This is a genomic window from Bordetella genomosp. 11 (genome assembly GCF_002261215.1).
Taxonomy (GTDB): Bacteria; Pseudomonadota; Gammaproteobacteria; order Burkholderiales; family Burkholderiaceae_B; genus Bordetella_C.
In genome coordinates, this window is sequence record NZ_NEVS01000004.1 from 4,268,116 (window position 1) to 4,294,774 (window position 26,659).

Consider the following 26,659-nt stretch of genomic DNA (forward strand, 5'->3'; position numbering starts at 1 on the left):
AAAACGTTTCAGTACAGCTTTTGACCGCAATTTTCTAGACTGCCTCCATTCCAAATCCCGTGCTTCGAACGAGGGTCCGAAGCAATTTTCACCTGGAGGCAGTATATGAATCAAGAAGCCCTGGCCGACGCGCCAACCACAAATCTGGAGACATTCGACCTGTTCATCGACGGCAAGTACGTGTCGTCACGCTCCGGCAAGACATTCGGCACCGTGAATCCCTACACCGGCGAGCTTTGGGCCAACGTGCCCGATGCCGACACCGAGGATATCGACCAGGCCGTGGCGGCCGCGCGCAGGGCCCTGAACGGGCCTTGGGGCAGGATGAGCGGCTTCCAGCGTGCGAAGCTCATGCGCCGCCTGGGCGAACTGGTCGAGCAGAACGCCGATTGGCTAGCACGCATGGAGGTACGGGACTCCGGCAAGCTGTACCGCGAGATGATCTTCCAGCTGCGTTACCTGCCGGAGTGGTTTAACTATTACTCGGGCTTGGCAGACAAGATTGAAGGGCGCACGATCCCGACCGACAAGAATAACTTTCTGGTCTACACCCAGCGCAAGCCCGTGGGCGTGGTCGCCGCCATCACGCCGTGGAATGCCCCATTGATGCTGATGGTATTCAAGCTGGCACCGGCACTGGCCGCGGGCTGCACCTTCGTGATCAAGCCCTCGGAACATGCACCTGCCTCCACGCTGGCTTTTGCTCGGCTGGTAGCGGAAGCAGGATTTCCGCCCGGCGTGTTCAATGTGGTAACTAGCATGAACCCCCACATCGGCGCGCATCTGGCGGGCCACCCAGGTGTGAACAAGGTGGTCTTCACCGGCTCCACCGCTACTGGCCGCGCCGTGGCGCAGGCTGCGGCGACCCAGCTCAATGGCGTCGTGCTGGAGTTGGGTGGCAAGTCGCCTCAGGTGGTGTTTGATGACGCCGACATTCCGTCGGCCGTCAACGGGGTGATCGCCGGCATTTTCGCTGCCACGGGGCAGACATGCATGGCGGGCTCCCGGCTGATCGTCCAGCGCAGCATCGCGGACGAGATGGTCCGGCGTATCACCGAGCGGGCCAACACGATCCGCCTAGGGTGTGTTAACAATCAAGCCAACCAGATATAGGCACAAGCGAGACTGAGCATGCCAAAGAAGTTACGCGCCAGTTTTTCGTATCGCGTGGCGATGCGGCGAAACTGCTTGAGACGACCGAAGAACCGTTCCACCAAATTGCGATCCTTATACACATGACGGTCATACTCTCTTTGCTCCACGCGATTGGCTTTGGGCGGTATAACCGCCTCAATATCGCGCTGCGCAAGGTACTCCAGCACATGATTGGCGTCATAGCCTTTGTCTGCCAGCACGGCATCGGCTTCAAACCCTTCTATCAATGCCTGCGCATGCGTCACATCGCTTACCTGTCCACCACTGAGCAAACAGCGCAGCGGGTTGCCCAGCGCATCGACTGCCGCATGGATTTTGGTACTCAGCCCGCCTCTGGAGCGTCCAAGGGCTTGATCGCCTGCTTTTTTTGGGCTCCCGCTGCATGTTGGTGGGCTCTGACGATGGTGCTGTCAATCATGAGGGCTTCCAAATCCTGGTCCACCCCCAGCACGCTCATGATGCCCAGCCATCTGCCGCGTTTGCACCAACGATTAAAGCGCGTGTATGTGCTGTGCCAGTTGCCCAACTCTGTGGGCAGATCACGCCAGGGTGAGCCTGTTCGGGCGATCCACAGAACGGCTTCTATAAATCGCCGATTGTCTGCTGCGGTGACTCCGCTGTCGCTGGCTTTGCCGGGCAACATCGCCTCGATCCTTGCCCATTTGGCGTCACTTAGAAGCTCTCTCGCCATTGCACAGATTTGTAGTTTTGCTCCTCAAATCATAGCAAACGATTGTTAACACACCCTAGGTGCTCTCGGGCGTCTCGGATGAACCGGATGACTGAAGGCGCGTTCCCACGGCCGCGGTGATCAGGGCGATGCCAGCCGCCACGAACAAGCTGGTGCGCATCCCCGCCATGAAACTGGACGCCTGCGTCAGCAGTGCGCCGAACACCGCCACCGCCAGCGCACCGCCCACTTGGCGGCTGGTGTTGAACACGCCGCTGGCCGTGCCCGCCAGCGCCGCCGGTACGCTGGACAGCAACACCGCCGTCACCGGCGGCGCAACAAACGGGCCGGCCAGGCCCACCAGCACCATCAGCGCGGCGATCCAGGCGACCGGCGCCGACGCCGGCAGTGCTGCCACGGCCGCCAGCCCGACGGCCATGCTCATCAGTCCGCTCACGATCATGGTTCGCGCGCCAAAGCGGCGCACCAGCCGCGCACTGAACGGCGTCAGCACGAGCCCAATCAACATCATCGGCAGGAAGGCGATCCCCGTCGCAGGCGCCGACAGGCCGCGCTGCTGTTGCAAGTACAGGCTCATCACGAACGGCAGACCGAAGTAGCCGACCATGAACGTGAAGCCCACCGCCATGGAAATCCGGGCATTGCGTGGCGCCAACAGGCCCGAGGGCACCATGGGGTGCGCCCCACGGCGTTGCGACCACACGAAGGCACCCAGCGCCAACAATGCCAGCGCGAAGGCGAGCCACACCGGCGTTGCACCCAGCCCCTGCGCACCCGCCTCGATGGCCCCGTAGATCAACGCCCCCATGGCGAGTACAGCCGTCATCTGTCCCGCCGCATCAAAGGGCGCGGGACGCCGCGGTGACGCTGGTGTGCGCGCCAGGAATATCAGGGTCAGCAGGCCGACGGGAAGATTGATGAAGAAGATCCAGCGCCAGTCCAGCGAAACCAGCCAGCCACCGATCACCGGGCCGGATGTGGCCGCCACGGAGCCGCCCATGGCCCACAGGGCTACCGCATGACCGCGCCGAACCGGGTCTGGATACGCCTGGCGGATCAGCGCCATGGAGGCCGGCATCATCGCCGCTGCGCCGACGCCTTGTGCCAGGCGTGCCGCGACCAATACCGCCAGAGTCGGCGCCCATCCACAGGCCATAGAGGCCACGACGAACACCGCCAGACCGATGCCGAAGGCTCGGCGTGCGCCGATGCGGTCAGCCAGCGCGCCGGCCGAAAGCAGCAGCGCGCCGAACATCAGCGTGTAGCCATCAACGACCCATTGGAGCCCGTCCACGCTGGCGCCAAGATCGTGGGCCAACGTTGGCAGGGCGACGTTGACCACCACCGCATCCAGGGTGATGACGAAGAACCCCAGGAGTGCCGCAGTCAGTGTCGCCTGTGCGCGGCGCCGTTCCGTTGACGCCAAGGCATCCGCTGCATGCGTGAACCCACCGCTCGGCTTTAGCGACATTACGGCATCAGCAGCGTCTTGATGGCGCGGCGCTCATCCATGGCCTGGTAGCCCTCGGCCACCTGCGCCAGCGGCAAGGTCAGATCGAACACCTGGCCGGGACGGATCTTGCCATCCAGCGTCAGCCCGATCAGGTTCGGCAGGTACTGGCGCACCGGCGCCGGGCCACCGTGCAGATGCACGTGCTCGAAGAACAGTTCCTCGCCCTTGAGTTCTACGCCGTGGGGCACGCCCACGTAGCCCACATGGCCGCCCACGCGCGTGGCATGGATGGCCTGCCACAGGGACTCTTGCGTGCCCACGCATTCGATGGTGCAGTCCACGCCCAGCCCTTCGGTCATGTCCTGGATGCGTGCAACACCTTCGTCGCCGCGCTCTTCCACGATGTCGGTGGCGCCAAAGCTGCGTGCCAGTTGCTGGCGCGCTGCGTGCCGGCTCATGGCGATGATGCGCTCGGCTCCCATTTGCCTGGCGGACAGCACCGCCAGCAGGCCCACCGCCCCATCGCCCACCACGGCCACCGTGGAGCCGGGCTGAACCTGAGCCGCTGCCGCGCCGAACCAACCCGTGCCCATCACATCGGACAGAGCCAGCAAGTCAGGCAGCATGGCCTGCGAGGGCATCGACGGGGTGGCGACCAGCGTGCCATCGGCCAGCGGCACGCGCAGGAGCGGCGCCTGGGCGCCACCGACGAATTCGGCCTGCTGGCAGGACGACTGGTAGCCATGGTTGCAGACCGGGCATGCGTTGTCGGAGGCGAAAAAAGAGCCGATGACGAACTGGCCGGGCTTGACGCTGCGCACGGCGCTGCCCACATCCTCGACCACGCCGCAATACTCATGGCCCATCGGCATGGGATCGGGCGTGGACTGAATGCCCCGGTAGGGCCACAGATCGGAGCCGCACACGCAGGTGGCGGCAATGCGCACGATGGCGTCGGTCGGTTTGAGAATGGCCGGGTCGGGCCGCTCCTCGAAGCGGATGTCGCGCGGCCCGTACAGCATGGTGGCTTTCATGGTTGTTTGCTCCCCAACGTTTGCATGCGGGCATAGGTAAAGACGAAGTCATTGCGGGCCTGCGGCTTGTGGCAGGCCATGCAGCGGGCCAGGTTTTCGCTGCGGTTGATGCGGCGATCCGGCCCGAAGGACTGGAAGGCCCAGTCCCCGGTGCGCACGTCCTCTGGCTGCGCATCACCATAGCCAGCCCGCTTTTCCATGGCGATGTAGCGCAGCAGCTTGCCGTCGCGGTAGTCCTCCATGAAAATCACCGTCCCATCGGGCAACGGCTGGTTCTTGCTGGCAGCCTCGATGGCTTCGCGGCTGGTATAGATTTCCTCGCGCACGTTGCCGCGCTCCACGGTGGCGTAGTGGACGCCTTGCTTGTAGTTCTCGGGGAACTGCACGGGACTGGATATCTCGCTGGCCCACACCGCCATTCCCAAGGCGGCGCCCCCTGTCAGGCCACCCGCCCATCCGAGCCGGCGTTGGATGGGGGATGCCATGTTCACTTCCCCTTCGTGGTCGCCAGATGGCGATCCAATGCCGCGCTCGCACGGCGAGCCATTTCGGCATCCACTCGCGCAGCCAGCACCTGGGTGAGTTGCCGCAATTGACCGGCCGTGAGGCCCACGTTCATGCTGATGCGCATGTGCGCCTGCAGTTGCGAATCGGCCCCGGGCAGTGCCGAGAGCATGCCCACGGTGGCCAGCTCGCGGCTTTGCCAATCGAGGTTGTCCCGCTCGAAGATGTCGCCGAACAGGTGGGTGCGCAGGTACTCGTTCGCCGTCGGCGCGAAATCGAACAGCGGCCCTTCGACTGGCCCGCCCGACAGCTTGGTCTGGTTGGCCGTGCCCGCGGCCAGCAGTGCGTCGCCCTTCGGGATGGGGCGGCTGGGCGCGCTGCCCGGCGCATCCTGGATGCCGCGCTGCTTGCGGGCCTCCAGCACCTTCATCAGCTCACCCAGCGCATTGAGGCTGCGCGGAAAGCCGGCATAGGCGTAGAGTTGCACGAGGATCTCACGGGCGTCGCTCACCGTCATGCCGGCGTCCAACCCTTGGGTGAGCGCGGCATTCAGCTTGGCCATGTCGCCTGCGGCGGCAAATGCCGCAATGGGCACGATGGCCTGCTGGCGTGCAGAAAGAGTTTCGGAAGCGCTGGGCGCGCTGGCGGGTGCTGGGTTCATCGGCTGGGTCTCCTGTGCATGGGATGCGTGGCTCAATGCGGCGGTCAGCGCCAAGGCCAGCACACCGGCACGAGCCCGCGTCCCACGGTGTTTAGCGTGCGTTGTATTGCTCATCGGTGACTTTCTCCATCCATGTGACGTTCTTTCCATCCACCGTGCCGGTGACGGCCAGATGGCTCATGGCCGTGCCGGGCGCTGCGCCGTGCCAGTGCTTGACGCCGGGCGGGCACCACACGACGTCGCCGGGGCGGATGACCTGCACCGGCTTGCCCCATTCCTGCGTCAGCCCGACGCCGGAGGTCACGACCAGTCGCTGTCCCGCTGGATGGGTGTGCCAAGCCGAACGCGCGCCGGGCTCGAAAGTGACCAGGCCGCCAGAGGCATTGATGTTCTTGTCGGCGGGCCAGACAGGATCGACCCGCACGCGGCCGGTGAAGAATTCGGCGGGGCCAGCAGCCGAGGGCTGGTCCCCCGCGCGCGTGATCTGCTGCGCATCAGCGGACGTGTTGGCCTGCGGCTCTGCAGCCAAGGCCATCGTGGCCTGCAGAGCGGTCGCGCATAGAGCGAGTTTGAGGAACGAGTGCATGAGTTTCCTTTCCTGAAGTAAGACGGCTCAGCCGCGCGGCCCGGCGAGGTACTGATCGTCGGTGACGTGTTCCATCCATTCGACGTTCTTGCCATCCAGGGCTTCCTGGATCGCGATGTGCGTCATGGCCGTGGTCGGCGAAGCGCCATGCCAGTGCCGATGACCGGGCGGACACCAGATGACATCGCCTGCGCGGATCTCCACGATGGGCTCGCCCTCGCACTGCGTCCAGCCGCAGCCGGCGGTGACGATCAGCGTCTGCCCCAGCGGATGGCTGTGCCAGGCCGTGCGTGCGCCCGGCTCGAAGGTGACGGCAGCGCACGACACGCGGGCCGGTGCGGGCGGGTTGTTCAGCGGGTCGATGCGAACCGTGCCGGTGAACCACTCGGCAGGCCCTTTGGTGGAAGGCTGAGATCCAGCGCGTTTGAGTTCCATGGCTGTTCCTTTCAATGTTTGAGGGTGAGCGTTGGCCGGCGCATCAGTCTTTCCCGACGGCCTCGATTCGAGCGTTCAACGGGCCGCGGCCACGTAGCACCTGGATGTCGCCTTCGATGCGGCCGAGCTTGACCAAGCCATTGGCATGGCCGAAGCCCTTGTAGAAGATGGCGAGGTTGCCCCAGGGGGCGTAGTAGGTGATGTCGCCAACGGAAGGTGTGATACCCGCTGGCGCTCCAGCCGTGGAGAGTTTCTTGGGCAACTGCGCGATCTTTTCGGTAGAGGCGTAGTCCTCCAAGTCCAGCGTCAACGGCAGCAAGCCGAGAAAGTCGCGCGCAGCGGCGTTGTCCTCCAAGGTCGCGGAGAGCACCTGTCCGTTGATCGTCAAACTGATATTCATCGAGCTGGCTCCTTGATTCGGTGTTGCTGAACGCTGCGCGGGCATGGACCGAGGTGCATCCGTCCCTTTTTCGGCATGTGCCAGCGTGATTGCCCCCGCCAATGCCAATAGCAAAGCCGCAGATGCGCAGCGAGATCGCATCGGTTTCCTCCTGGTTTGATCGAGGCCTGCGTTGGCAAATGCGGAACACCCAAGCAGGGTCTCGCTCGTGGCCTGTAATTGCCAAGGAATCCCTCGACAGCTCACTGCCTTTGGCAGGCAATATCGTCCGTATGGAACTGTAGTGCTCTCTTCATTGGTTTAGAAGACCGTAAAATTGATATACGGTGATGCAAAGGATTCACCAATGGCAAAAGAGAACCTCAACGACCTGCAAGCGTTCGTCGCCGTGGCCCGTGAACGCAGCTTCACCCGGGCCGCGGCGCAACTGGGACTGTCCCGCTCTGCGCTGAGCCACGCCATGCTGGCCCTGGAGGCCCGCTTGGGCGTGCGGCTTCTGACGCGAACCACCCGCAGCGTGTCCACCACGGAGGCCGGCGCGCGGCTGCTGGATGCAGTGGCGCCCCGACTTGACGAGATCGAACTGGAGTTGGGCTCGCTCAGCGCCATGCGCGACAAGCCAGCCGGCACGGTGCGTATCACGGCGCACGACCACGCCATCTCCACCGTCCTCTGGCCTCGGTTGCTGCCGCTGCTGAAGGACTACCCCGACGTCCACGTCGAGTTCAGCGTGGACTATGCGTTCACCGACATCGCGGCGCACCGCTTCGACGCTGGGGTGCGCATAGGCGACCGCGTGGACAAGGATATGATCGCCGTGCGCATCGCGCCGAATCTGCGCATGGCGGTGGCCGCATCCCCCGAGTACCTCGCCGGCAAGCCGCTGCCAGTCACGCCGCATGACTTGACCGACCATCGCTGCATCAATCTACGGCTACCAACCCACGGGGGCCTGTATGCGTGGGACTTCGAGAAGGATGGGCAGTCGATCAATGTGCGCGTGGGCGGCCAGACCACGTTCAACAACACCTTCCTGATGCTCCGGGCCGCTTTGGATGGCATGGGCTTTGCCTTTGTGCCCCTCGACATCATGCAGCCGCACATTGATGAGGGCCGGTTGGTACCGGTGCTGCAGGAGTGGTGGCCGTCGTTTCCGGGCTATCACTTGTACTACGCGAACCGCAAGCAGATTTCACCGGCGCTTGCGTTGGTGATCGAGGCATTGCGATGGCGTGAAGGCCACGCTGATGCAGTCACATAGTCGCATCTAGCCGCGGACCCTCTCTCATCAGGCTTCTCCGAAATGATTCATCCTTCCTTGGCCAATGAAAGATAGGGGTTGTTTGGCGGTATCTCGGCGAATACAAGGGAAGCATCCTTCAGCAGATACCCATGCAGTTGGCGGGACTTTCTTGGGCCCGAGACGTCAGAGGTCCAGATATTCAGGCCATTGGGATGCTTGCGATGTAGCTGCAGCCGCTCAAAGCGCTTTTGTACCCATTGCCAATCCTGCTGGCTTTCCTGCTTGGCCAACGTGCCCACCAGCGGATGCTCCTGTGCGTAGCGTTGGAACACGCCTGGACTGACCAGGTACGCGGTATCGCTCACGGTATGCACGAGCGCCTTCGCGTCGTTGATGATGAGCTTGCGCGACGCGATCCCTTGGTGCAGCCACTCCATGAAATGCTCACCGGACGGCTGTGCGCTCAAGGATGGCGACGCAGCTATGGGTGCAAGCGATGGTGGCGAGGTCACGGCAGTCGTCGGCATGGGTACTTGGGAGCGTGCGGTAGCAACTTTGGCTGAATCGGTCTGCTCATCCCGGAGAACGTCGGGCGTGTCGCTCATGCCCACCATGACCAGCATGTCCTCCATCACATCAGGCATGGGCTGGGCGGTGGGCGGCGACGCGGTGACGACGGTGTTGCCACCCTCCCATGGCGGCGTCTCCTGGCCCTCCGGGGCTGGCGGCGCTCCAGCCACAGGTGGCGTGGCCGGTGCACCGACGTCGTTTTCTGCGGGTGTCGCATCGACCGCTACCGTGCCCACAAAGGCCGTCGGCCGCTCGCCGGCTTCCCAGATCAGCGCGGGAGCGAGGCGCAGCAGGGTGAACGAGTGGGACCAGCCGGTCGCACTGGTCACGGTCGCGCGCCAGACCGCCTTGTCGTCCGGCGTGGGCTGCAACATGCCATGCTCCTGCAGCACGTTGAAGACGGCGGTGTTGCTCGCGGGGATGCCGTCGATGCCCTGAGACAGCAGGTGCGCGCGCAGCTTGTCCGAGACCGTCTTGCTCACCAGCCACAAGCTGTCCTCGGTGAGCCAGCCATCGGAGGCTTCCGGCTGGTTCAGTTTCAACTGTTCCTTGAGCAGGTAGCGCAACCCGTCGAGCAGCTTGCGCTGCAGCGCGTGCTTGGGCGCAGCCATGGCGCGGGCCGGATCGCCGCCCAGTTCCTGGGCCACCGAAGCCCGGTCGGCCTGCACGACAAGTTCGCCTAGCACGCCGGCGTGCTCGTACTGGCCGGCCAGGACGTAGAGCAGCGGTCCCCACAGGTCGGGATAGCCGCTGAGCCAGTCCAGGGCCTCACGGTCGAGCAGTTGGCGGTAGAGCAGCCCCGTCGCGGCGCTGTGCAGGCGGTACTCGCGATCATCGCGATAGCGGAATCGGTATGGCTGGTGCAGCGGGCCGTGCCACGGGTGCCAGGTGCTGCCGTCGGCCAGTTCGACGTGCAGATCGACTGCGATCTTGCCGATGTCGTGCAGCAGCGCGGCATAGGCGACTGCGGCAGTCCAGGCTTCAGACTGCGCCGCCTGGTCTTCGGGACTGGCGCCAATAGGCAGCAGATGGGACTGCCGCAGCTTGAGCGCATAGGCGACGATCTCCAACCCGTGATCCAGCATGCCGCCGGGGTAAGCGTGGTGATGGCTTTCCGATGCGGGGAATTGTTGGACCAACTCGGCGTAGTGCTCCAGCGGCGTGCGGTATAGGGTGGCGAACTGCCGCCGCGACAGCGACGTGCGCTGCCAGATGTGTTCCAGCAGCTTCTGCCGGCGCGGTGTTGCCAGCAGCGATGCGGCCGATTCGGGCCGCAGCAACCCTTTCGGGAGGTCGGTGGCGGGCGCTGGCGACGGGGCAGCGACCGGGGGCCGTTTTCGCTGGAACAGGGAGAGCATGCGGGTGTCCTCTGGGGGGCCGGCCGGGAGGCCTTTTCGCCTTTTCGAGGTAGGGCCTTTCCCCTTGCACCCCATTCCCTTGCCGTTTCGGCCCTTTGGCCTTTAACCGTTTCGGTATAGCCGGGCCTGGGTTGCGTCTCCAGCGTCAATGTGGAACCCGCACGAATGGATTGGACGGAGACCTGGCGCTGGCCCCTGCCTATGCTGCGGGGACGCTACCCCCGGCAGGTAGGCTCTCGCTCAGGCGACTAAGTTGACAAATGCGACAAGGGCGACTAGAGTGAATCCTGTCTCAAACCTGCTTGGGAGATGACCATGCCCACCGCCATTGAATTCATTGCCGATCGTCTGCCGCGCGTCACCGTGGAGGACGTGCGCCGTTTCGCGGATACCGTTGAAATCCTGGATGCGCCGGCTTTCGCGGCCGAGTTGCAGGCGTTCATTCACGAGCGCGTGGAGGCGGTAAAACTGCCAGCCAACCTCGAAGGCGAAACGGTGGAGCAGGCCCTGGCGCGCAAGGCGGCCGCGCTGCGCACCGAAACGCGCTGGACCCCGACTGAAACCGACGTCCAGCGAGGCCGCGCCGTGTTGCTGGAATCCTTCAACCAGCCGCACAACCTGCCGATCCCCGAGTACGCCAAGCTGGCGGACAAGTCGCGCCAGCAGATCTACAAGGACATCCTCGCGCGCCGGCTGCTGGCGCTGAATGTGGGGCCGCGCGGCCAGAAGCTGCCCGACTGGCAGCTCGACCCGGTGAAGCAGCAGTTGACCCAAACCGTGCTTCAAGAGGTCGAGGGCATCGACCACTGGACGATCTACCGCGCACTATCCGAACCGCTCGAAGGCTTGGGCGGACGCTCGCCGGTGGATGCGGTGACGCATGGCACGATCGATGACGTGGCCGAAGCGGTGTTCAACGTGCTGGGCGTCCAGGTGCATTGAGGCAAGACCGCCATGAGCCGCGAACTGCCTTCGTTCCTGATCGATGCCGGTGAACTGCTCCAGCATGTGAGCCGCATCGTCTATCGGGGCAGCCCGCTGTACTATGGCCGCAGCGGCACCAATCGCTACGATGACCCGGCGCGGGACTATGGCGTGCTGTACCTGGGGCGCGACCTGCCCACGGCGCTGATGGAGTCGGTGTTTCACAAGCACCAGTGGCTTGCGGACACGGAGCGCTCGATCGCGCTGAAAGAAGTTAAGGGCCGGATGGTGCGCGCAGTAGGCGTGATGGCCGACGTGCTCCTGGCCGACCTCACGGCGCCGGGCATCATGGCGGGCTACTTCGGCCTGAATCTGGAGCAGCTGGCCAACCGCAACTACACGCATACGCAGCAGGTGTCTGCCCAGGTGCATGCGATGCTCGATGACGACGGCCAGCCACTGTTCGACGGGTTGCTCTATCCGTCGCGCAACAACTATCCCGACACGAGCATCGCTCTGTTCGAGCGTGCGGGAACGAAGGTCAGCGTCATCGAGGACATCGACCTGGTTGACCATGTGGATTGGCCGCGTTTCGTTGCCGCCTATCGCATCGGCGTGGAACCTGACCCCGGCCCGGTGGAGCCGGACGAAGCGCCCTGAAACAGCAAGAGAACACATTGAAGCCCCGAACCGAATGACGTGGAGCAAACTGGAATAAATCTTCCTCAGCAGCAGGAGACGACCATGAACACTACAACCCGCATCAGCTTCGCAGAACGCATCGGCCGAGCCTTTGGCCGAGGGTGGCGCGCTTACGCGCACGGTGAGCGGCGCACGTCGAACTGGTTGGTCTCCAAGGGAGTTCCGGTGACGGGCACCACCGTACTGCTGTGGGCGGTCAAGCTGGTTGTGCTGGGACTGCTGTTGTACGTTGCTTTCTGGCCGGCACTGCTGCTGGTGTGCCTGTTGGTTGTGGCTCGCGGTCTTGGCAAAGGCACTGATGACTTCTCGCTGCCACGAGACGAACTGCGCCATGGTGAAGCAGGATTCGGCCTGTATTCGTCCGACGGACATCGTCTCGACCCGCACGACCCGAACAATCCGTATGACGACTAGGCGTTCAGCGCGTCACCCTGTTGACCCCCGATGAAGTACTGTCTTTCGCTTCCTTTGATCCCGTCGCGAGATTCTGTGCAATCGCACCGGCCCTAACACCTGCCCACCCCAGTGCTGCGACCCAGAAGGTCGGCAACACCAGGAACATCGTGCCCATGACGAACATCAAGAGCATGTCACCAAAGGCGTTGTTCAGCCCCACCACCGGGTCGAAATTGCTGTGCGGCCGGTTCCATCCCCAGCCCCACCCGTAGAGCGCATCGAGGATGGTGCTGTCGATCCAGCGCGCGAGCTGGAACCAGAAGTCGACGAAGAACAGCGCAAACTGTACGACGCTGACAGTGACGACCGTCTTCAGGTCGTAGGTGCCCACGACCAGCACGAGCGGAATGCAGATGACCAATGCCATCTTGAGCAAGGCAAGCACCATGGGCAAAGCTTGGCGCACCACGTCCATGGCGGGAAACGCCGCAATCGCCCCGACCGCCATCCCGACGTCGCCCGTGGCCCGGGTCACGATGTTCGGCAAGGTCTTGTCGATCTGGCCGCCATAGTCGGTATAGACGCTGCCCTGGTTCAGCTTCTGCTGCCGCGGCGAAGCGATCGCGCGGATCACCGAGTCGTCAACCTCGGTGCGGCTCAGGAACCCGGCCCAGCCCGCCAGGCGGTTCAAAAGGCTCGGGTCCACTTGCCCGAGCAGCCGTGCCCGCAGGCCGTTGCTGCCATCGGCCCACCACTGCTGGCAGGTCGGATAGCCGCCGCCGTTGGCGACCTGCGCCAAGCCCGCATCCCGGCTGCTGTCATAGGGCCAGGACTCCCGTGCCGTGCTGGACCGATAACTGTCGTAGTAGCCGCCCGTGTCAGTGAAATACCGCGAACCGATCCAGGTCACGTCGTGCATCTGATCCTCATCGAGGTCCGGACGCTGCATGAACAGCTTGGCACGGGCTGGCCCGTAGCAATCCTGGCTGAAATCCACCACTTCCTGAGCCAGTACCGGGTCGTCGATGCGGGTTGCGTCGATTTCCATCCTCATCTGCCGCAGGTCTGTCCCACACGGGATTGCCGCCACCGAAGCGCCGGTAACGGCGCGCGAGAGTGCGTGCATGAACCCCCACCAGACCGGCACCTTCGCTGACTGATTGTTAATGGTGCTGAAGGACTGCGACCAGCCCGTGTCGGCGGGAAGCGGTACGCTGACCTGGCATTGGGTCGAGCGCGAGTTGTCGTACTTGATGGTGTTCAGGTCGACGTCGATGAACGGGATTCCGGCAAACATCACCACCACGATGGCGACGAACACGCGGTTCTCGATACGTGCGGCCGAGAGTACGCCTTTGTTGCCTTCGTCGGCGCCTTCGGAACGCGCTTTCAGCCATTCCTGCACGATGATCGCCACGAAGGGTAATGCGAACACCCCGCTGGATACCAGCACCGCCCAGATGCCGTTGTGGACGATCCAGGACACCAGGGTCAGGTAGTACTCCAGGTAATCTGTCGTAAAAAGCGTCATGGCCCGAATCCTCCCTCAACCCTGCATCAGCAGGCTGGTTTCCAGCGCCACGATGGCGACGATGCCGGCGACCTCGCTGCGCAGCAGGCGGCGCCGCGCCTGTTGCACGGCTGTGGGATCGGCCTCGCGCGCCAACAGCCGGCGGCGCATCCACGCCCAGCCGTAGGCCGTCGCACCGTACAGGCACAGCCGCCAGACCAGGAAGTAGCCCGCAGTGGCCGCCAGCCACCGCTCCCAGCCAGCGACGCTGCCGACCAGGTAGATGCCGGCGATGTTGACGCCCACGACGGCAGCCACGATCACTACCGTCCACAGCAGCGCCTTCGCCGCACGCCGGCTGAACAGTTGGCGTGGCCGCAGTCCGCTCGCGCGCAACGGGCTCATGGGTTGCCTCCCGGGTTGCCCTTCCGCAACTGGTCGAGGCGGTCAGGCACCGGATCGCCCTGATAGATACCGCGCGACCCAGCCGCGCGCGTGCTGTGCCGCTGGATGATCGCCATCGGCGAGTTGTTCGCCAGTTCGCGACGCAGTTCCAATTCCGTCTTGAGGTTGCGGATCTCGCGGTCGAGCGTGTCGCTCTCCTTGTTCACGGCCTCCACGGCAAGCTCGTTGGCCGCCACATTGGGCTCCTTCTTGCCGGTCAGCAGCGTACGTTGCAGCAGCAGCGCCTTCTCCAGCACCGATGACAGCGCGACCTCGGACGCCAGGCGTTGCGACAGCAGGTGCTGGTCCGGCTCGTCGCGCAACGCTTCGATGACGCCGCGCGTGATGGGCAGCGAAGCACTGCCAGCCTCGCGCAGGTTTTCAGGCGTCGTGCTCTTGGTCTTGGAAACCAAATCCTGAAGTGCCTGCAGCTTGGTTTCGTACTCTTCCTGAATCAAAGGCGTGAGCCCGACGCCGGGCACCGTCTCGGTCTTGGTGCAGGAATCGCACGTGCGCTGCTCCTGCTCCCCGAGCACCCGCGTGGCCCATTCAACCGCTTGTTGCGGCGAGGTCCAGGTTTGGCAAGACAGGCTCGCGCAACTGGCGGTCGAGATGGAGGACGTGTCGGTCACGCCGCGGCCATTGACCAGGTTGTATCCTGCACGGGTGACGTCGCCGACCACCTTGATGGCGGACTGCCCCGAACCGCCAGCATTGCTGCCCCCCACCCAGGGCACTCCGTCGTTGCCCCGCCGCGTTTCGGCCTGCTCGATGGCCGAGACCGCATCGGTACTCGAAACGGCATCGCGCAATGCCATACCTTCGGCCATCTGGCTCCATCCGAGTTGGCCGCCCGCCGTGTCGGCCATCCTCTCGGCCATGGCCCGGCACGTCAGCTTGGAGCGGTCGAAATCCAGCCGGGCCTGCAGCACGCCATTGGTGAGCAGGTTGTACAGGCCAGGATCGGCCCGCTGGATGATCAGCGCGGGCAGGGACGCCACCGCACTGGTGGCGCTCTGGATCACAGACGACATGATCTGTTGGAAGCCGTTGGTGATACCGTTGAGCTGGTTTTTCAGCGTGGTCTGGATGCTCATGTCACCGCAGATCAGATTGCTGTTCCAGCCTACGCCGACGCCGATCGAGCGCATGCCGGCCGCATGGCCCATGGACACCGCGCTGCCGCCGCCGATCGAGTACATGACGTCATCTCCGATGACGTTGCCGCTGGTCTGGTAGCCCAGTTGGCCCCAGGCCACGCCGCTTGCCAGCGTCAGTGCGCTCGCCAACGCGAGAGCGTTCCTCGCGCGACGCACCGGAACGGAGAACGGTTTGAATTCACGATGCTTCATCGCGTCACCTCAGAGGAAATCAACGCTGCCAAGGAACACCTGTCCGCGGCGTTCGCAGCAGGCATACGGCCGCCACAGCGCCCAGGCGTAGTCGCCTTGCTGGGCCTGGGTCAGGAAGCCGCTGCGAGGGAAGACCGTGCAGGACGAGGACAGAACAGGGGTGAGTTCCTGCCACTTGCCGGTCGAGGCATCGCCTTCCACCAGTGCGCCGGCAGGCCAGTAGCCGGGCCGCGAATTGGCGAGCAGCGGCTGGTAGACGTGGATCTGCCCGCGGCGCGTGACGACATCGCCCGCGCGCTGGGCAACAACCGCGCCTGCCTTGTGGTCGTCGCTCTGGTGCAGGAACCCACCGCGTGGATACACGTTGCCCCAAAGGTTCAACGTGGTGCGTGCGCCGATCTCCCGCATCCCTGGAATCAGCGCTTCGGGGTAGGCCATCTCCGGTACGTTGTAGCGCCAGGCCAGCGTGTCCAGGGTGCTGAGCAGATACGGCATGAATGCCGTGCCTGCACCCTCGCAGATGTAGCCGGACGATGAAGCGAACTCGCTGAAGACCAGAGAACCAGGATGGCCGATCACATCCGCGTTCTTGAACTTCGCGAGGTTGTTCTCATGGTCTTCGTTCGTCGTTCCGTCCCCGCCGGCCTGGGCAGATGGGTTGGGCGTGCTCATGGCACGAACTTCGATCCAGGGGTTCTCTCCGGTGTTGCTGTAGCTGGAGACGACCGCATCGGGAACGTAGTGGCGCACCTTGATGGACGTGCGTACCGTGCAGCCGGTCCAGGTGCAGTAGAGCCAGTAGCAGATGCCAACGACGCGATATTCGAGACAGTCGGGCGATGCCACCGAGCCGACGATGGTGGCGGTGTTGAGGGCGTAGCTGCCCGTGGCGCTGAGCAGCAGTACGGACGCCACGCCTGCGCGCAAGCGGCGCATCAGGTCAAATGAACGAGTCACGGCTGGGCCCTCCGGTGCTGTTCAATGCGCGCTACGGCGCGGGCCACATCTGGCTCGCCATAGACCACGTAGCGCTGGTCCACCACGATCGCTGGAATGCTGGTGACGCCCAGGCTCCAGGCATCGGTGACGCCTTGGTATGCGGAGGCGATGCGGCGCTGCAGATCAGCGCCGCCGCTGGAGAGCCGGCGCTTGACGATGGCCGTGGCCTGCTCGGGATTGGTGGGCAGATCTCCTGAAAGCTCCGCTTCAATCTGGCGGGCTTCGTCCAACTCGATCAGCCGCTCGCCGCCCATGGCCTTGACCGGGTGATGGCTGTCGGTGACGACCACCACGTCCGCAGCGAAGGTGGCCGGGCTGAAAACCGCCAGGGCGGCCGGCAGTGCCACGGTCAGGCCGAGAGTTCGCCAGCCCGGAGCGAACCGTGAATGAGATGCCGACATGTCGATTGCCCCTAAAATTGATCAGATCCCTATGAGACGCTGATGCAGGTTCTTCAGGGGAAAACAATGCGCAACCCGGCGTGTCCTATTTGTCAGTGGACACCACGCAGCCCAAAGAAATGGTTGGCTTGTTCTCAGGCACAAAAGGTTGTGCCAAGCGTCAACCTGGGATTGCGGGAATCACGGTTTATTGAGAAGTAGGAAGGCTGAATTTCTACATTGCCGGAATGGATCCGTGCAATTCCGACAAACCGCTTCGGCCGCAAAACGATGTCCGCAGGCTCAGCGACAGCCTTCGGCGACACATAGCTGACGATCGGTTATAAATCATGATTCTTCACTCTCACCGGATACCCATTCCTATGAATCGCGCCGAACTCGTGGAAATCCTTGCTTCCAAGAACGATCTGTCCAAGGCGGCCACCAATGCCGTTCTCGATACGCTGATCGACAGCATCCAGACGGCTGTCAAGAAAGGCGATGTCGTCCAGTTGGTTGGCTTTGGCACCTTCAAGTCCACGAAGCGCGCAGCGCGCACCGGCAAGAACCCTGCTACCGGCGCGGCCCTGAAAATCCCTGCGTCAACCGTGCCGAAGTTCGTGGCAGGTGCCAGGTTCAAGGCGGCTGTCGATCCCAAGGCTGCGAAGCGCAAGGCGGGTAAGTAAGTTCACGTGGGGCTTGCTGCGGGTGGCGGACACTTGGCGGCATTGGTTCTGCGAGTGACCTTCATTCAACTCATCGGCGACGGAGCCATAGGCCATGACTGCATTTTCTGAATCGTTCAGATCGGAGGTTGCTCGCATTGCGCGCAAGGACAACAAGAAAGAGATGGCATCTCTGCGCAAGGCGGCAATGAGCCAGCGGGGAGACATTGCTGCGCTCAAGCGCGACGTCAAGGAACTCACGAGCCAGGTGCACAGCCTGGCCAAGGCGCTGGAAAGAACGATGGCGGCAGCCGGACGCCAAGCACCGCAGCAACAAGCGGAGAATGCCTCCGGCCAGGAACCAGGCAAGCGCCGGGGGCGTGCATTTGTTTTCAGCCATGAAGCGCTCGCGGCCAAGCGGCAGGCATTCGGCATGACCCAGAAGGAAATGGCGAGCTTGCTTGGTGTCTCGTCGCTGAGCGTCTACAAATGGGAAACAGGGAAGGTCACCCCGCGCGAGGCGCAACTGGTGCGTGTGCGCGAAGTGCTCAAGATGGGTGTGCGCGAGGCCCGCAAGCAGACCGCCGAATGAGCAGCCGGATTGTCGACATGCGTTATGCCGCTCGCTCCGGTAAATCGACCTTCTTTTGGGGTTACTGCATTGAGGTGTTAGGCGGTTCGCTCGCTTGAGCGGCGGGACCTTCGCCTACCGCCAGCATGTCCATGGCAGAAAGCAAGGCATCGCCTTCGACTGGACCCTGCAGCAGGATGGCTTGTCCCGTATGGCGATCGAGCACACGCAGCGATGGCGTGGCGGTCACACCGCTCTTCGTGGCTTCAGCGGCCTGGGCGCGGATGGCGGCATCTGCCCGGCCGCTTGCCATGCACTGCTCAATGGCCGGCGTGGATTCGGGATAACGCAACCCATCAGGCAAGCCCTGGCCATCGCTGCGCGTATGGGCATAGACCCATTCGACGGCTTGCCAGAACTCGGCATGTCCGCCCGCTTCGGCGGCGCATTCCGCCAGGCGTGCTTCGGTTAACGCGGCAGGCTCGTGTGCGGCCAGCGGCTGGTGGTGCCATCGCAGTGCCACATCGGCGTTGCTGCCCACCCACCGCTTGATCTGCGGAAAGTACTCCCGGCAGAACGGACATTCCAGGTCCGCATAGAGCGTCAGAGTGAAACGGCCCTCCGGGTTGCCCATCTGCCAAGGTGGCCCATCGACCTGGGCCGTGCTGACTGGCGTGGGCGGCTGCGGCAAGGATTCGCCGGGCGGCCGGGACACGAACCAGATCAGCAGCAGCGCGACCAGTGCAGCGACCAGGGCCAAAGGCCAATGAAGCCGCCCACGGCGACGGCGGTACGCCTGGACCTGTATCGGGATGGAAGGACGCTTCGGCTTCATGATGTTCTCCGGCTGCTACTGCGGTAGGTTCAGGGCGGGCGATTCGATGCCGCGCGCCCGGTCGATCTTCTCGGCCACCTTGAAGGCCGCTTCCAGTTCGGTGCAGCCGTATTGCTGCATGAGCTGGTAGCGCTCGGCCTTCTCTTCGGGTTCTGTTTGCGCGAGCGCGAGATACAGGCTCGGCGGTACGGCGCGGAACAGCACTTCCATGCTCTTGGAGAGAATGACGCCCTCGGTGAACTTGCCGGCCTCTTTGCGGGCCGAGAGCATCAGCGCCTTCTGTGCTGGGCTCAGTTCGCGGAACCGCGCGATCTTCTCTACTTCATCGGGCGGCATCGACAGGCAGATCCACCACTCGATCATGTTGAGCATCGGTTCCGCGGCGCGCGGCAGGTCGTCGATATTTTGTGTAGCCAGCCAATACCAGGCCCCCAGCTTGCGCCACATTTTTGTGATTTTGACCACGTAGGGTGCAAGCAGCGGGTTACGGGTAATGATGTGTCCCTCATCTGTTACGTTGATGATCGGACGGCCCAAATACTGATCGCGTTCGGCGATGTTGTTCACCGTGCTGATCAGGCTGATGTAGGCGATGGAAAGCTGCGCGTTGTAGCCCTCGCGGGCATACGTTGCCAGGTCGACCAAGGTGATGTCGGCCTCCGGCCACGGAGATCCGTCGCGGTCGAACATTTCGCCGTCCGTGCCTTGGCAGAACATATCCATCGCGTCCGCCATCTCCAGCAGCCGCACGCGCCGCATCTCGGGCAGCGTCGGGTCCTGGCCGCGTTCGCGCAGCGCGTTGCGCACGTCTCGCGTAAGTACCGTGCGCTTCTCGCTACCACCACCACCGTGGCAGTGCTCGGCAGCATCAAGGATGCACTGGCGGATCAGCGAGCGGTCGGCCCGCGTCATCCGGGCTTCCTCCTTGTCCTCGCCGCCCGTGATCATCAGCCGCGCAGTGATCTCCAGTTCACCGAGGACATCGCGCTGTTCGTCCGCCTCGATCACCGTGGCATCCGGCGGCAGGTCTTCGTCCAGCGCATCGGCATCAAGCGTCCGCACATCGCTGGGTGTTTCGATCAGCCGGCGCGCGTCCGCGAATGGCGCGAGGCTGATACCCGAGCCAGGAGCCAGCTTGACCCGGTTCACGGTCAGGCCGAGGCGTTTGGCGAAATCGCTGAACAAGCCGAAGCTGTTGCCGGCTTCCACCACAAAAAGCCGTGGCCGGTAGATGGCCGTGATCTGGTTCAAGAGGTTGTTGAGCGTTGCGCTCTTGCCGCTGCCGGTGGGGCCGAACAGGAACAAATGGGCGTTCATCTGCCGGTCCAGGCGGTTGAGCGGGTCAAACGTGATGCTGCCCCCGCCGCGATTGAAGAAGGTGATGCCCGGATGTCCAGTGCCCTGAGCGCGGCCCCATACCGGGGACACGTTCGCAACATGCTGCGCGAACATCAACTGCGTGTACCACTTGCGCCTGTCCTGGGCGGGGTTGTAGCAACACGGCAGCCAGCGCAGGTAGCTGTTGAGCGGCGCCACCTCGTCGTCTTCGCGCACGGGCTGCAAGCCGGCATTGAGCATGACGTTTGCCAGGTCCAGGCCGCGCCGATCCAGTTCCGCCTCGTCGCGCCCGCGCAAGTAGAACGCCAGCGTTCCCCGGTAGAGTTTGTGCGCGCTGCCGATCAGGGAGCGCGCCTCATGCACGTCCTTGAGCGTTTGTTCTGATGCCAGCGTCTCGCCCACGGCTTTCTTCGCCAGGTGGTTCAAGTCCGCTTCCAGCACATCCTGTGGCGTGGCGACCATGGTGAGACACATCAAGGTGTCTTCCGGCATCTGGTCGAACAGCGTGTTGATGGCATCGCCCTTGCGCGTCTCCCCAGTCAGGTGCCCCGTGCCGGGTGGCATGCGCAAGCGGTCGGTGAGCAGCACGCGGTGCGGCATGCCGTCAAAGGACCAGGTTCCGTGCTTCACGTCGGAGCGAGGCTGGCCGAAGAACAGCCGTTGGCTGAAATCACGCCCACTCGCCAGTTCGATCTCGCCGTCTTCGCTGTCCCCGATGCTGTCGGGGTAGCGTGCCAGTGCGTAGAAACGCTCCCGATCCTCCGCCCCAGGCCCGAGCAGCGTGGGGTTAGGGTTGAACCACCGCAGCAGCCAGTCGTGGACATCGGCCGCGACCATGCGCCGGGCCTGGATGCCGGCGTTCGCCAACCCGCCGCACAGGCGGTCGCAGACGATATTGAGCATCTGCTCGGGCGTCTGGCCGCGGCGGCTTGCCTGGCTGGTGGCACGGCGATAGACCACCATGCGCACGCGCCGCGTCTGTCCGCGCCAGCGCAGCCGCGTGACCACCGTGTCCTCGAACAGCCCGCCCGGCTTGGCCACCGCGCGCAGGTGGTGGCCGAAGAAGCGCAGGTAGAACTCGGTGAAGGCCGTATCGCGGGCGCGCGGCTGCACGTAGTCGCGCAAGGTCTGCATGTACTGATCGAAGTTGGGTTCGTCCTGGGCATAGAGCTGGAGCACCCAGGGGTTCTCGTCCAGCTCATCGAAGCTGTCTTGCAAGGCGTTTTCGAGCGCATCGCGGGCATGGGCAAGCCAGCCGGGTTCCCGGCCCTCGGTGCCCAGGGGCACCAGCTCGTAGAACGCGGCCACCGATTGCCCGTCCTCCAGCAGCATGGACTTCGATTGGGGCAGGAACTCCACCCATGGCAGCAATTCCACGAACGACGGCGCGACGTCATACAGCGCTTTCTCGTCGGCCACGGTCGCTGGCCTGCGGCCCTGGACCGCTGCGCCGGGTTCCGGGATGCCAGCCTGGCGCAAGGTCTCGACGTGGCGCTGCCAGCCGTCCGGCTGTTCGTCTTCGCCTGCGCCGGATGCGGCCAGCTTCGGCCAGGAGAGTTTCCACCGCATCAGTAGTCCTCCACGCGCTCGCCGGGCATGGCGTACTGGATGCGCTGATACAGCGGGAAGACCGTGCTGTAGCCTGGCACAGGGACAGGGTCCGTGCCCGACAGGTGCGGGTACACGTACATGACCAGATCGGGATTGGGCAGCCGGTGGAACTGGCGATAGACCTCGTTGCGTGCGGTGCGCGTGTAGCGCATCTGTTCGGCGGGCGCGGCCAGCACGTCAGCGTCGGTCAGAGGCCGGCGCAGGCTCTGGCGTGCATCGAGCAACTGCCTGCCCGCGACCTGGCCGGCCCTGCCGCCGCTATCACCGGCCTCCCGCTGCCAGATGTCCATCATCGTGCTGTCGCCGTGGGGCAGCAGCTTTTCCTTGCTGGTGGCGCAGCCGCCGAGTACGGCGACGGCAACGGCCAGCACCAGGCCCCGGGCCGGGTTAGTCAAGTTCGAGTGCATGGCTTTCTCCTGCGCGGTGATCGACCTTGCGGCCTTCGGCATCGAAGTCGATGGCGAGCGGTTTTTCGAGATGGACGGCGACCTTCGCGCCGGGCTGGACGTAGACGGCGGCAAAGGCCTGGCCGTACAGCTTGTTCACCCAGTCGGCCATGTCGCGCACGCCGCCGGCCAGAATGCGGCCCATGGCCTCGTTGCCGGAGATGCCGACGCTACCGATGGAGCCATCAGCGCCCACGTAGGACATCTGGCCGCTGTCGCTGTCGATCAGTGAGGCCACACCGGCACCAGCGGCCGTGATCAGGGCTTGCGAGCCGAGGTACTGCTGGGCGTTGCTGCGCCGCTCCCCACTGACGCAGGGAATGCCATAGGGATCGCTGATCCAGCCCAGGCCCCCACTTTGAGCGTTCTGCTGCTGGCTGTTCTGCTGATTGCCGTCGCGGTCATCGGGGACCGTGCGAATCGTGCCGTCGTGGAAGACGAAGGTGATGCTGCGCACCTGGCCGCGTACGCACGAGAGCGTCCAGTCGCCCGAGGCGGTGCCGGAGAACACGGCGCCGGCCACGTCGGGGATGTCGATGCCATTCGCGGTGAGGTTGTCCGCCCCGACCAGGACTTTGAACGGATAGGGATCGTTCACCGTGTCATCGATCGGCACACGGCCGATGAGCGCCGTCATCGCGACAGACCCCATCAGCGTCGAGTTCGTCGGCACGGTATAGACAGGCTTGGCGCTCTTGACGCCTGCGGCGCGGGCTCCCGCGTTCGCTGCGGTTTCCGCCGCACTCTCCAGCGTGCCCTGCGCGGGGCCGAAGCTCGTCGGGAAGTTCATGGCGCTGCCCGTGCCGCGACCGCCATTGCGCCCTTCAGCGGGCTTGGCGTCGTCCGGCTCGACCCAGCGCATGCCGCCTTCCATTCCAGCCTCGTCGCCATCCCGCAACCCCAGGCCCACGGGCAGATCGGCATGGCCGCCGCGCCCGCCGATGCCGTCCAGACGGCGCTGCAGATCGGCGAGCAGCCCCTCGGTCTGCTGGCGCTCGCTGGCCGCCTGCTGCTGATCACGGCGCAGGTTGGACCGTTCGGATTCGAGGGCTGAATTGATGCGCTGGTCGATGGCGTTCTCGCGTTGGCGCAGCCGCTGGTTCTCCTCGCGCTGTGACTTGTTGTCCGAAAGCGCGCCCTGAAGTTCGGTGCGCAACTGCTTCACCTGCGCCACCAGGGTTGCAACCGTATCGCGGGGCGTATCGCCCTCGATGCCCAGCGCCTTCATTTCCTCGGGCGTGAGTTGGGCGCTGGTATCCCCAGCGGGTGGCACCGACGCGCTTCCACCCGAGAACAGCCGGATGGCGATGAACAGCACCAGCAGGACCACGGGAATCAGCAACCACTTCAGAAGTCCGTTACTGCGCATGGCCGGCCTCCTGGCTTTCCGTAGCTTCGCGTCCCTGTTCCGGCGGAGATTGCGGCTGCGGCAGATGCACGGCTGGGTCGAAGCGTTGGATCGCGGGCAGCAGCGACTGCGCCAGGCCGCGCCCGCGCGTCACCAGGTACAGGACGGTCGTGTCCTCGGGCGTTCCGCGGGGGCCAAGTGCCTCATGCTGGAAGGTGGCGGTGAGGAAATCGCCCTGCAGCACGCGCGGATCAAGCGTGACCCAACCCGCGCCACGGTTGGTCAGACGCACGGCGGTGACCCATTGGTCTTCCAGGCGCCACGACGCGATCGCGATCGCACGAACAGGCAGCGTCGGCATCAGCGTGGCGAGATCGAGGTCACGGCGCAGGTTCACCCGCATGACGCCGGGCAAGGCTTCGACGGTGCGCAGTGGCGCGTAGAGGTTCTGCGCGGCGAAGCGCGTCAGGACCACCGGCACCGGGGTTTCGCGCCGCGCCGACCGCGTGCCGGCGTGATCCTGGGTGCGTGCCGGGGTCTCGTCGGCATCGCCGGGCTGATCGCCGTAGCGCGCCGGGGGGCTGTTGCCCTCGACGATGCGCACCGGCTCCAGCTCGGCCTCGCCGTCCTTGGGTGGCTCAGCCGCAATGTCGAGCAGGATCAGGGCGCCCGTGTCGGCATCTTGCAGTTGCAGCCGCGTTGGCTCGATCGGCTCGTTGGCACGCAGGTACACCGCGCCGCCCGCGCTCTGCACGCGCAGGCGCTCGCCGATGCCTGCGGGCACGCCCACGCGGACGTTCCGGTCGATGAACACGATGCGCTCCTGGCCGACCTTCAGCGGAACCGCCAGCGGCATGCGTTCCCAGCGCAGGATTTCCACCGCATGGACAGCAGGAGCCGCAGCCAAGGCCAGCAGCCCCAACAGCGCGAGTACAGGATGCTTCATGGGGAGTTTCCTTCTTGAGGCGCTTGCGGAGACAGGCCGCCGGATGCCGGGCGCGTCGGCTCCGGTGCGCTGATGCGCTGGGGCGTGCCGTCGTAGCAGTCGAGCGCCAGGCCGAACGGGTTGCGCGCGGGATCGACGTCCACCCGCGTGACCTTGATGGGGTAGCGCACCAGGGCGCGTTTGATCTGCTCGGCGCCGTAGTACTCGTCGGCGCTAATGTCCAGCGTCACGACCCAGTCGCGGTCGGAGACCACGCGCACGCGCGCCGTGGGGTCGTCGCCGTAGCCACGACCGGGGATCTCATAAATCCCGCGCACGCGCTGGCGCAGTTCGCCCGTGCTGCGGCGGTAGTCGTAGTCGGCGCGCAGGAAGGCCTGGCAGGATGGGGTGAGGTATGGCGAGAGCGTGTGGAGGTTGCGCGTGTAGTCCTCCTCACCATTCGTCGGCCAGCGGTTGAGGGTCTGGAACACGTAGAACGTGAACGCATAGACCGACTCGGGCGGCACCTCCCACCACTTGCGGGTGCTACCGGAACGCAGGTCGGGCGGGACATGGATGGTCAGATCGCGCGGGGCGCTCCACCAGCCGCCGCCCATGACCAGGGCGACGATGACCAGCGCACCGGCACCCAGACGAAGCGTCCTGATGTGCGCCTGCAGGTGGGCAATCTCGTTCTTGAAGCGACTCATCGTGCCCCCCTTGAAGCAGACCTTCGGGTGGTCCAGAAGCCGGAGCGCGAGATCAGCACATGGCCGCCCACCCAGCCTGCCATCAGCGGATAGCGCGTGGCGATGCGCCATTGCAGTTGCCGGTACAGCCAAGTGTCGGGGCGCCCGCGCTTGAGGCGGCGCAGGATGCCGCCGCCGATGAAGACGCCGAAGGCCACGCCCAGGACGACGAACGTCGGCGCGATGGCGATGGTGCGGAACACCCACGACAGCGGCGCGCCGACCAGCAGGCCGGCGGCGCCGGACAGGCCGCAGCAGATCCACAGCTCGTCGGCGGTGAGGCCGCGCACGACAATGGGATGGCGGTTGAGCCGGTGCGGAAGGAACGTGACGGTCCCGTCCGCACGGACGTGCTGCTGCTCGGACATACCGGCCACGCCTTACAGGATGCCGGTGGCTTCGGTGAGCAGCCAGATGCCGATCACCAGCAGGACTGCGCCGATGGCGACCGTAAGGCCGAACTGGCCCCAGGTCTTGCGGCCAGTGTGGATTTCCGCGTAGGTGCCGTAGGCGTGGTAGCAGACGCCGATGAACATCGATGCCACCACCAGCAGGGCCACGAGCATGATGATGTCGTAGCCGTAGTTGCGGATGGTCTCCATGATGCCGTTGCCGGTGCCGCGCGTCGGGTTCTCCAACTGGGGCAGGCCCTGTGCGAACGACAGCGCTGGCAGCGCGGCGGTGCCCAGGGCCACGGCGGCGCGCTGGGCAAGACGGGAATGGAGGATGCGGTTTTGCATGGTCAGGCCTTTCAGGTCAGGAGAGGAGGAAGAACGTCAGTACGAGGTACATCGCGACGAAGCGGATGCAGACGCCGAGGAACTGGCGCTGGTTGAGGCGGCTCTCGGACCACCCCACGTAGGCCGTTCGGATGGCCCAGACGCCCCAGACGAGCAGGACCGCGAACACGACGCCGACCAGGACGGTCGCCATCGCGGAAGGCGCGATGCCGCTGTTGGCTTGAAATGCCGAGACCTGGGCGCCGTTCATGGCTTGCCCTGCGCAGTCGTCGTCGGCAGTGGCTCGGCTGCCCGCTCGGTGCGGTAGCTGCCGGCCAGTTCAGAGAGATCGCGCGGCTGGGCACGCGACGGTGTGAGATGGGCCTGGATGCCGGCGCGCACACGCGCCAGGTCAGCCAGCAGCCGCGGGTAATCGAAGTGGTAGCGCTCGCCCGGCTGGATCGGGGTATGCGAGGCGCTGTCGGCGACGGTGCGCTCCAGCGCATCGAGTTGGCGCAGCGCGGCAGCCAGCTCCTGGCGCTGCGCCGGGGACTCGGCCAACGTCATCGGGGACTGGCCCAGCAGGAGGGCCATCACGAGAAAAGTGGGCACGCCGCAATGCGCGGCGCGCTGCCAGATCGGAGCCAACATCGAG

General features: G+C 64.7%; 31 protein-coding genes. 7 read left to right on the forward strand and 24 right to left on the reverse strand.

Annotated features, from left to right (window positions below; genetic code table 11):
• Positions 1-105 precede the first annotated feature (105 nt).
• Entirely contained in the window at positions 106-1,113 is a 1,008-nt protein-coding gene (locus CAL28_RS26790) for an aldehyde dehydrogenase family protein (RefSeq protein WP_066126561.1), read from the forward strand.
• Here the strand turns inward: CAL28_RS26790 and CAL28_RS26795 are convergent.
• The 8 genes from CAL28_RS26795 to CAL28_RS26830 all read right to left on the reverse strand — a co-directional run bounded on the left by CAL28_RS26795 (position 1,095) and on the right by CAL28_RS26830 (position 6,919).
• Positions 1,095-1,846 (reverse strand): IS5 family transposase gene (locus tag CAL28_RS26795; protein ID WP_231885967.1). Its coding sequence is split into 2 segments (ribosomal slippage): positions 1,095-1,522 and positions 1,522-1,846, totalling 753 coding nucleotides; the frame shifts between segments, so codons are not numbered across the junction. The genes CAL28_RS26790 and CAL28_RS26795 overlap by 19 nt on opposite strands.
• Before the next feature lie 55 nt (positions 1,847-1,901).
• On the reverse strand, positions 1,902-3,317 hold the full coding sequence (locus CAL28_RS26800; protein WP_066126564.1) for a DHA2 family efflux MFS transporter permease subunit: 1,416 nt from the start codon (positions 3,315-3,317) through the stop codon (positions 1,902-1,904).
• Positions 3,317-4,333, reverse strand: a complete 1,017-nt coding sequence (locus CAL28_RS26805; RefSeq protein WP_066126567.1) for a zinc-dependent alcohol dehydrogenase family protein — start codon at positions 4,331-4,333, stop codon at positions 3,317-3,319. The genes CAL28_RS26800 and CAL28_RS26805 overlap by 1 nt, the downstream gene beginning before the upstream one ends.
• Positions 4,330-4,818 carry a cytochrome P460 family protein gene (locus CAL28_RS26810; RefSeq protein WP_066126569.1) on the reverse strand — a complete coding sequence of 163 codons (489 nt, stop codon included), beginning with the start codon at positions 4,816-4,818 and terminating at the stop codon, positions 4,330-4,332. The genes CAL28_RS26805 and CAL28_RS26810 overlap by 4 nt, the downstream gene beginning before the upstream one ends.
• A 2-nt stretch (positions 4,819-4,820) precedes the next feature.
• Positions 4,821-5,498, reverse strand: coding sequence for a carboxymuconolactone decarboxylase family protein (locus CAL28_RS26815; protein WP_066126570.1), 678 nt, complete (start codon positions 5,496-5,498; stop codon positions 4,821-4,823).
• Positions 5,499-5,589: 91 nt separating this feature from the next.
• A complete protein-coding gene (locus CAL28_RS26820; RefSeq protein WP_082853006.1) occupies positions 5,590-6,084 on the reverse strand; it encodes a (R)-mandelonitrile lyase in 495 nt (164 codons plus the stop codon).
• Between the two features lie 27 nt (positions 6,085-6,111).
• Positions 6,112-6,519, reverse strand: coding sequence for a (R)-mandelonitrile lyase (locus CAL28_RS26825; protein WP_066126572.1), 408 nt, complete (start codon positions 6,517-6,519; stop codon positions 6,112-6,114).
• A gap of 43 nt (positions 6,520-6,562) precedes the next feature.
• On the reverse strand, positions 6,563-6,919 hold the full coding sequence (locus tag CAL28_RS26830) for a cyclophilin-like fold protein (RefSeq protein WP_082853007.1): 357 nt from the start codon (positions 6,917-6,919) through the stop codon (positions 6,563-6,565).
• 346 nt (positions 6,920-7,265) lie between these two features.
• Here CAL28_RS26830 and CAL28_RS26835 point away from each other — a divergent pair, with 346 nt between their 5' ends.
• Complete coding sequence (locus CAL28_RS26835; protein ID WP_066126576.1) at positions 7,266-8,180, forward strand: LysR family transcriptional regulator; 915 nt, start codon at positions 7,266-7,268, stop codon at positions 8,178-8,180.
• 47 nt (positions 8,181-8,227) lie between these two features.
• Here CAL28_RS26835 and mobH read toward each other — a convergent pair whose 3' ends face one another.
• The gene (gene mobH, locus CAL28_RS26840; RefSeq protein WP_066126579.1) at positions 8,228-10,090 is read right to left on the reverse strand and encodes a MobH family relaxase; all 1,863 of its coding nucleotides are present in this window, start codon (positions 10,088-10,090) and stop codon (positions 8,228-8,230) included.
• 315 nt (positions 10,091-10,405) lie between these two features.
• Between mobH and CAL28_RS26850 the strand changes: the two genes are divergently transcribed.
• The 3 genes from CAL28_RS26850 (at position 10,406) to CAL28_RS26860 (ending at position 12,130) form a co-directional block, all read left to right on the forward strand.
• The gene (locus CAL28_RS26850) at positions 10,406-11,032 is read left to right on the forward strand and encodes a hypothetical protein (protein WP_003090221.1); all 627 of its coding nucleotides are present in this window, start codon (positions 10,406-10,408) and stop codon (positions 11,030-11,032) included.
• A gap of 12 nt (positions 11,033-11,044) precedes the next feature.
• Positions 11,045-11,674, forward strand: coding sequence for an RES family NAD+ phosphorylase (locus CAL28_RS26855; protein ID WP_066126581.1), 630 nt, complete (start codon positions 11,045-11,047; stop codon positions 11,672-11,674).
• Positions 11,675-11,758: 84 nt separating this feature from the next.
• Complete coding sequence (locus CAL28_RS26860) at positions 11,759-12,130, forward strand: DUF3742 family protein (protein ID WP_066126582.1); 372 nt, start codon at positions 11,759-11,761, stop codon at positions 12,128-12,130.
• 4 nt (positions 12,131-12,134) lie between these two features.
• Here CAL28_RS26860 and CAL28_RS26865 read toward each other — a convergent pair whose 3' ends face one another.
• From CAL28_RS26865 to CAL28_RS26885, 5 genes are read right to left on the reverse strand one after another with little or no spacing between them, the layout of a single operon-like run.
• On the reverse strand, positions 12,135-13,643 hold the full coding sequence (locus CAL28_RS26865; RefSeq protein WP_066126584.1) for a conjugal transfer protein TraG N-terminal domain-containing protein: 1,509 nt from the start codon (positions 13,641-13,643) through the stop codon (positions 12,135-12,137).
• Between the two features lie 15 nt (positions 13,644-13,658).
• Positions 13,659-14,027 carry a hypothetical protein gene (locus CAL28_RS26870; protein WP_094844106.1) on the reverse strand — a complete coding sequence of 123 codons (369 nt, stop codon included), beginning with the start codon at positions 14,025-14,027 and terminating at the stop codon, positions 13,659-13,661.
• Positions 14,024-15,418 (reverse strand): integrating conjugative element protein, encoded by a 1,395-nt coding sequence (locus tag CAL28_RS26875; RefSeq protein WP_066126589.1) that lies wholly within the window; start codon positions 15,416-15,418, stop codon positions 14,024-14,026. Before CAL28_RS26875 ends, CAL28_RS26870 begins: the two co-directional genes overlap by 4 nt.
• A 9-nt stretch (positions 15,419-15,427) precedes the next feature.
• Positions 15,428-16,375 carry a TIGR03756 family integrating conjugative element protein gene (locus tag CAL28_RS26880; protein WP_066126591.1) on the reverse strand — a complete coding sequence of 316 codons (948 nt, stop codon included), beginning with the start codon at positions 16,373-16,375 and terminating at the stop codon, positions 15,428-15,430.
• Complete coding sequence (locus CAL28_RS26885) at positions 16,372-16,818, reverse strand: TIGR03757 family integrating conjugative element protein (RefSeq protein ID WP_066126593.1); 447 nt, start codon at positions 16,816-16,818, stop codon at positions 16,372-16,374. The genes CAL28_RS26880 and CAL28_RS26885 overlap by 4 nt, the downstream gene beginning before the upstream one ends.
• 362 nt (positions 16,819-17,180) lie before the next feature.
• On the opposite strand from CAL28_RS26885, the gene CAL28_RS26890 reads away from it, so the two are divergent.
• Entirely contained in the window at positions 17,181-17,483 is a 303-nt protein-coding gene (locus CAL28_RS26890; protein WP_066126595.1) for an HU family DNA-binding protein, read from the forward strand.
• A gap of 94 nt (positions 17,484-17,577) precedes the next feature.
• The gene (locus CAL28_RS26895; RefSeq protein ID WP_066126597.1) at positions 17,578-18,054 is read left to right on the forward strand and encodes a helix-turn-helix domain-containing protein; all 477 of its coding nucleotides are present in this window, start codon (positions 17,578-17,580) and stop codon (positions 18,052-18,054) included.
• A 61-nt stretch (positions 18,055-18,115) separates the two neighbouring features.
• Here CAL28_RS26895 and CAL28_RS26900 read toward each other — a convergent pair whose 3' ends face one another.
• From CAL28_RS26900 to CAL28_RS26945, 10 genes are read right to left on the reverse strand one after another with little or no spacing between them, the layout of a single operon-like run.
• Complete coding sequence (locus CAL28_RS26900) at positions 18,116-18,868, reverse strand: DsbA family protein (RefSeq protein WP_066126599.1); 753 nt, start codon at positions 18,866-18,868, stop codon at positions 18,116-18,118.
• A gap of 15 nt (positions 18,869-18,883) precedes the next feature.
• Entirely contained in the window at positions 18,884-21,775 is a 2,892-nt protein-coding gene (locus CAL28_RS26905; RefSeq protein ID WP_066126600.1) for a conjugative transfer ATPase, read from the reverse strand.
• Complete coding sequence (locus CAL28_RS26910; RefSeq protein WP_066126602.1) at positions 21,775-22,224, reverse strand: TIGR03751 family conjugal transfer lipoprotein; 450 nt, start codon at positions 22,222-22,224, stop codon at positions 21,775-21,777. Before CAL28_RS26910 ends, CAL28_RS26905 begins: the two co-directional genes overlap by 1 nt.
• Positions 22,205-23,632 carry a TIGR03752 family integrating conjugative element protein gene (locus CAL28_RS26915; protein WP_066126604.1) on the reverse strand — a complete coding sequence of 476 codons (1,428 nt, stop codon included), beginning with the start codon at positions 23,630-23,632 and terminating at the stop codon, positions 22,205-22,207. Before CAL28_RS26915 ends, CAL28_RS26910 begins: the two co-directional genes overlap by 20 nt.
• Positions 23,622-24,557 (reverse strand): TIGR03749 family integrating conjugative element protein, encoded by a 936-nt coding sequence (locus CAL28_RS26920; protein ID WP_066126605.1) that lies wholly within the window; start codon positions 24,555-24,557, stop codon positions 23,622-23,624. The genes CAL28_RS26915 and CAL28_RS26920 overlap by 11 nt, the downstream gene beginning before the upstream one ends.
• Positions 24,554-25,246, reverse strand: coding sequence for a PFL_4703 family integrating conjugative element protein (locus CAL28_RS26925; RefSeq protein ID WP_066126607.1), 693 nt, complete (start codon positions 25,244-25,246; stop codon positions 24,554-24,556). Before CAL28_RS26925 ends, CAL28_RS26920 begins: the two co-directional genes overlap by 4 nt.
• Positions 25,243-25,653 (reverse strand): TIGR03750 family conjugal transfer protein, encoded by a 411-nt coding sequence (locus tag CAL28_RS26930; RefSeq protein ID WP_066126608.1) that lies wholly within the window; start codon positions 25,651-25,653, stop codon positions 25,243-25,245. The genes CAL28_RS26925 and CAL28_RS26930 overlap by 4 nt, the downstream gene beginning before the upstream one ends.
• Before the next feature lie 12 nt (positions 25,654-25,665).
• A complete protein-coding gene (locus tag CAL28_RS26935; RefSeq protein ID WP_066126610.1) occupies positions 25,666-26,025 on the reverse strand; it encodes a TIGR03745 family integrating conjugative element membrane protein in 360 nt (119 codons plus the stop codon).
• 16 nt (positions 26,026-26,041) lie between these two features.
• Positions 26,042-26,275: a TIGR03758 family integrating conjugative element protein gene (locus tag CAL28_RS26940; protein ID WP_013520781.1), complete on the reverse strand. Its 234-nt coding sequence runs from the start codon at positions 26,273-26,275 to the stop codon at positions 26,042-26,044.
• The gene (locus tag CAL28_RS26945) at positions 26,272-26,655 is read right to left on the reverse strand and encodes an RAQPRD family integrative conjugative element protein (protein ID WP_066126612.1); all 384 of its coding nucleotides are present in this window, start codon (positions 26,653-26,655) and stop codon (positions 26,272-26,274) included. The genes CAL28_RS26940 and CAL28_RS26945 overlap by 4 nt, the downstream gene beginning before the upstream one ends.
• Between the last annotated feature and the right edge of the window lie 4 nt (positions 26,656-26,659).

Bases quoted from the DNA above. Each gene is read 5' to 3' on its own strand.
- CAL28_RS26790 (WP_066126561.1), top strand. From the start codon at position 106: ATGAATCAAGAAGCCCTGGCCGACGCGCCAACCACAAATCTGGAGACA.
- CAL28_RS26885 (WP_066126593.1), bottom strand. From the start codon at position 16,818: ATGTCGGCATCTCATTCACGGTTCGCTCCGGGCTGGCGAACTCTCGGC.
- CAL28_RS26850 (WP_003090221.1), top strand. From the start codon at position 10,406: ATGCCCACCGCCATTGAATTCATTGCCGATCGTCTGCCGCGCGTCACC.
- CAL28_RS26825 (WP_066126572.1), bottom strand. From the start codon at position 6,519: ATGGAACTCAAACGCGCTGGATCTCAGCCTTCCACCAAAGGGCCTGCC.
- CAL28_RS26895 (WP_066126597.1), top strand. From the start codon at position 17,578: ATGACTGCATTTTCTGAATCGTTCAGATCGGAGGTTGCTCGCATTGCG.
- CAL28_RS26855 (WP_066126581.1), top strand. From the start codon at position 11,045: ATGAGCCGCGAACTGCCTTCGTTCCTGATCGATGCCGGTGAACTGCTC.
- CAL28_RS26945 (WP_066126612.1), bottom strand. From the start codon at position 26,655: ATGTTGGCTCCGATCTGGCAGCGCGCCGCGCATTGCGGCGTGCCCACT.
- CAL28_RS26810 (WP_066126569.1), bottom strand. From the start codon at position 4,818: ATGGCATCCCCCATCCAACGCCGGCTCGGATGGGCGGGTGGCCTGACA.
- CAL28_RS26805 (WP_066126567.1), bottom strand. From the start codon at position 4,333: ATGAAAGCCACCATGCTGTACGGGCCGCGCGACATCCGCTTCGAGGAG.
- CAL28_RS26870 (WP_094844106.1), bottom strand. From the start codon at position 14,027: ATGAGCCCGTTGCGCGCGAGCGGACTGCGGCCACGCCAACTGTTCAGC.
- CAL28_RS26930 (WP_066126608.1), bottom strand. From the start codon at position 25,653: ATGTCCGAGCAGCAGCACGTCCGTGCGGACGGGACCGTCACGTTCCTT.
- CAL28_RS26915 (WP_066126604.1), bottom strand. From the start codon at position 23,632: ATGCGCAGTAACGGACTTCTGAAGTGGTTGCTGATTCCCGTGGTCCTG.
- CAL28_RS26800 (WP_066126564.1), bottom strand. From the start codon at position 3,317: ATGTCGCTAAAGCCGAGCGGTGGGTTCACGCATGCAGCGGATGCCTTG.
- CAL28_RS26905 (WP_066126600.1), bottom strand. From the start codon at position 21,775: ATGCGGTGGAAACTCTCCTGGCCGAAGCTGGCCGCATCCGGCGCAGGC.
- CAL28_RS26925 (WP_066126607.1), bottom strand. From the start codon at position 25,246: ATGAGTCGCTTCAAGAACGAGATTGCCCACCTGCAGGCGCACATCAGG.
- CAL28_RS26820 (WP_082853006.1), bottom strand. From the start codon at position 6,084: ATGCACTCGTTCCTCAAACTCGCTCTATGCGCGACCGCTCTGCAGGCC.
- CAL28_RS26865 (WP_066126584.1), bottom strand. From the start codon at position 13,643: ATGACGCTTTTTACGACAGATTACCTGGAGTACTACCTGACCCTGGTG.
- CAL28_RS26860 (WP_066126582.1), top strand. From the start codon at position 11,759: ATGAACACTACAACCCGCATCAGCTTCGCAGAACGCATCGGCCGAGCC.
- CAL28_RS26900 (WP_066126599.1), bottom strand. From the start codon at position 18,868: ATGAAGCCGAAGCGTCCTTCCATCCCGATACAGGTCCAGGCGTACCGC.
- CAL28_RS26940 (WP_013520781.1), bottom strand. From the start codon at position 26,275: ATGAACGGCGCCCAGGTCTCGGCATTTCAAGCCAACAGCGGCATCGCG.
- CAL28_RS26910 (WP_066126602.1), bottom strand. From the start codon at position 22,224: ATGCACTCGAACTTGACTAACCCGGCCCGGGGCCTGGTGCTGGCCGTT.
- CAL28_RS26815 (WP_066126570.1), bottom strand. From the start codon at position 5,498: ATGAACCCAGCACCCGCCAGCGCGCCCAGCGCTTCCGAAACTCTTTCT.
- CAL28_RS26920 (WP_066126605.1), bottom strand. From the start codon at position 24,557: ATGAAGCATCCTGTACTCGCGCTGTTGGGGCTGCTGGCCTTGGCTGCG.
- CAL28_RS26875 (WP_066126589.1), bottom strand. From the start codon at position 15,418: ATGAAGCATCGTGAATTCAAACCGTTCTCCGTTCCGGTGCGTCGCGCG.
- CAL28_RS26835 (WP_066126576.1), top strand. From the start codon at position 7,266: ATGGCAAAAGAGAACCTCAACGACCTGCAAGCGTTCGTCGCCGTGGCC.
- CAL28_RS26890 (WP_066126595.1), top strand. From the start codon at position 17,181: ATGAATCGCGCCGAACTCGTGGAAATCCTTGCTTCCAAGAACGATCTG.
- CAL28_RS26830 (WP_082853007.1), bottom strand. From the start codon at position 6,919: ATGAATATCAGTTTGACGATCAACGGACAGGTGCTCTCCGCGACCTTG.
- CAL28_RS26935 (WP_066126610.1), bottom strand. From the start codon at position 26,025: ATGCAAAACCGCATCCTCCATTCCCGTCTTGCCCAGCGCGCCGCCGTG.
- mobH (WP_066126579.1), bottom strand. From the start codon at position 10,090: ATGCTCTCCCTGTTCCAGCGAAAACGGCCCCCGGTCGCTGCCCCGTCG.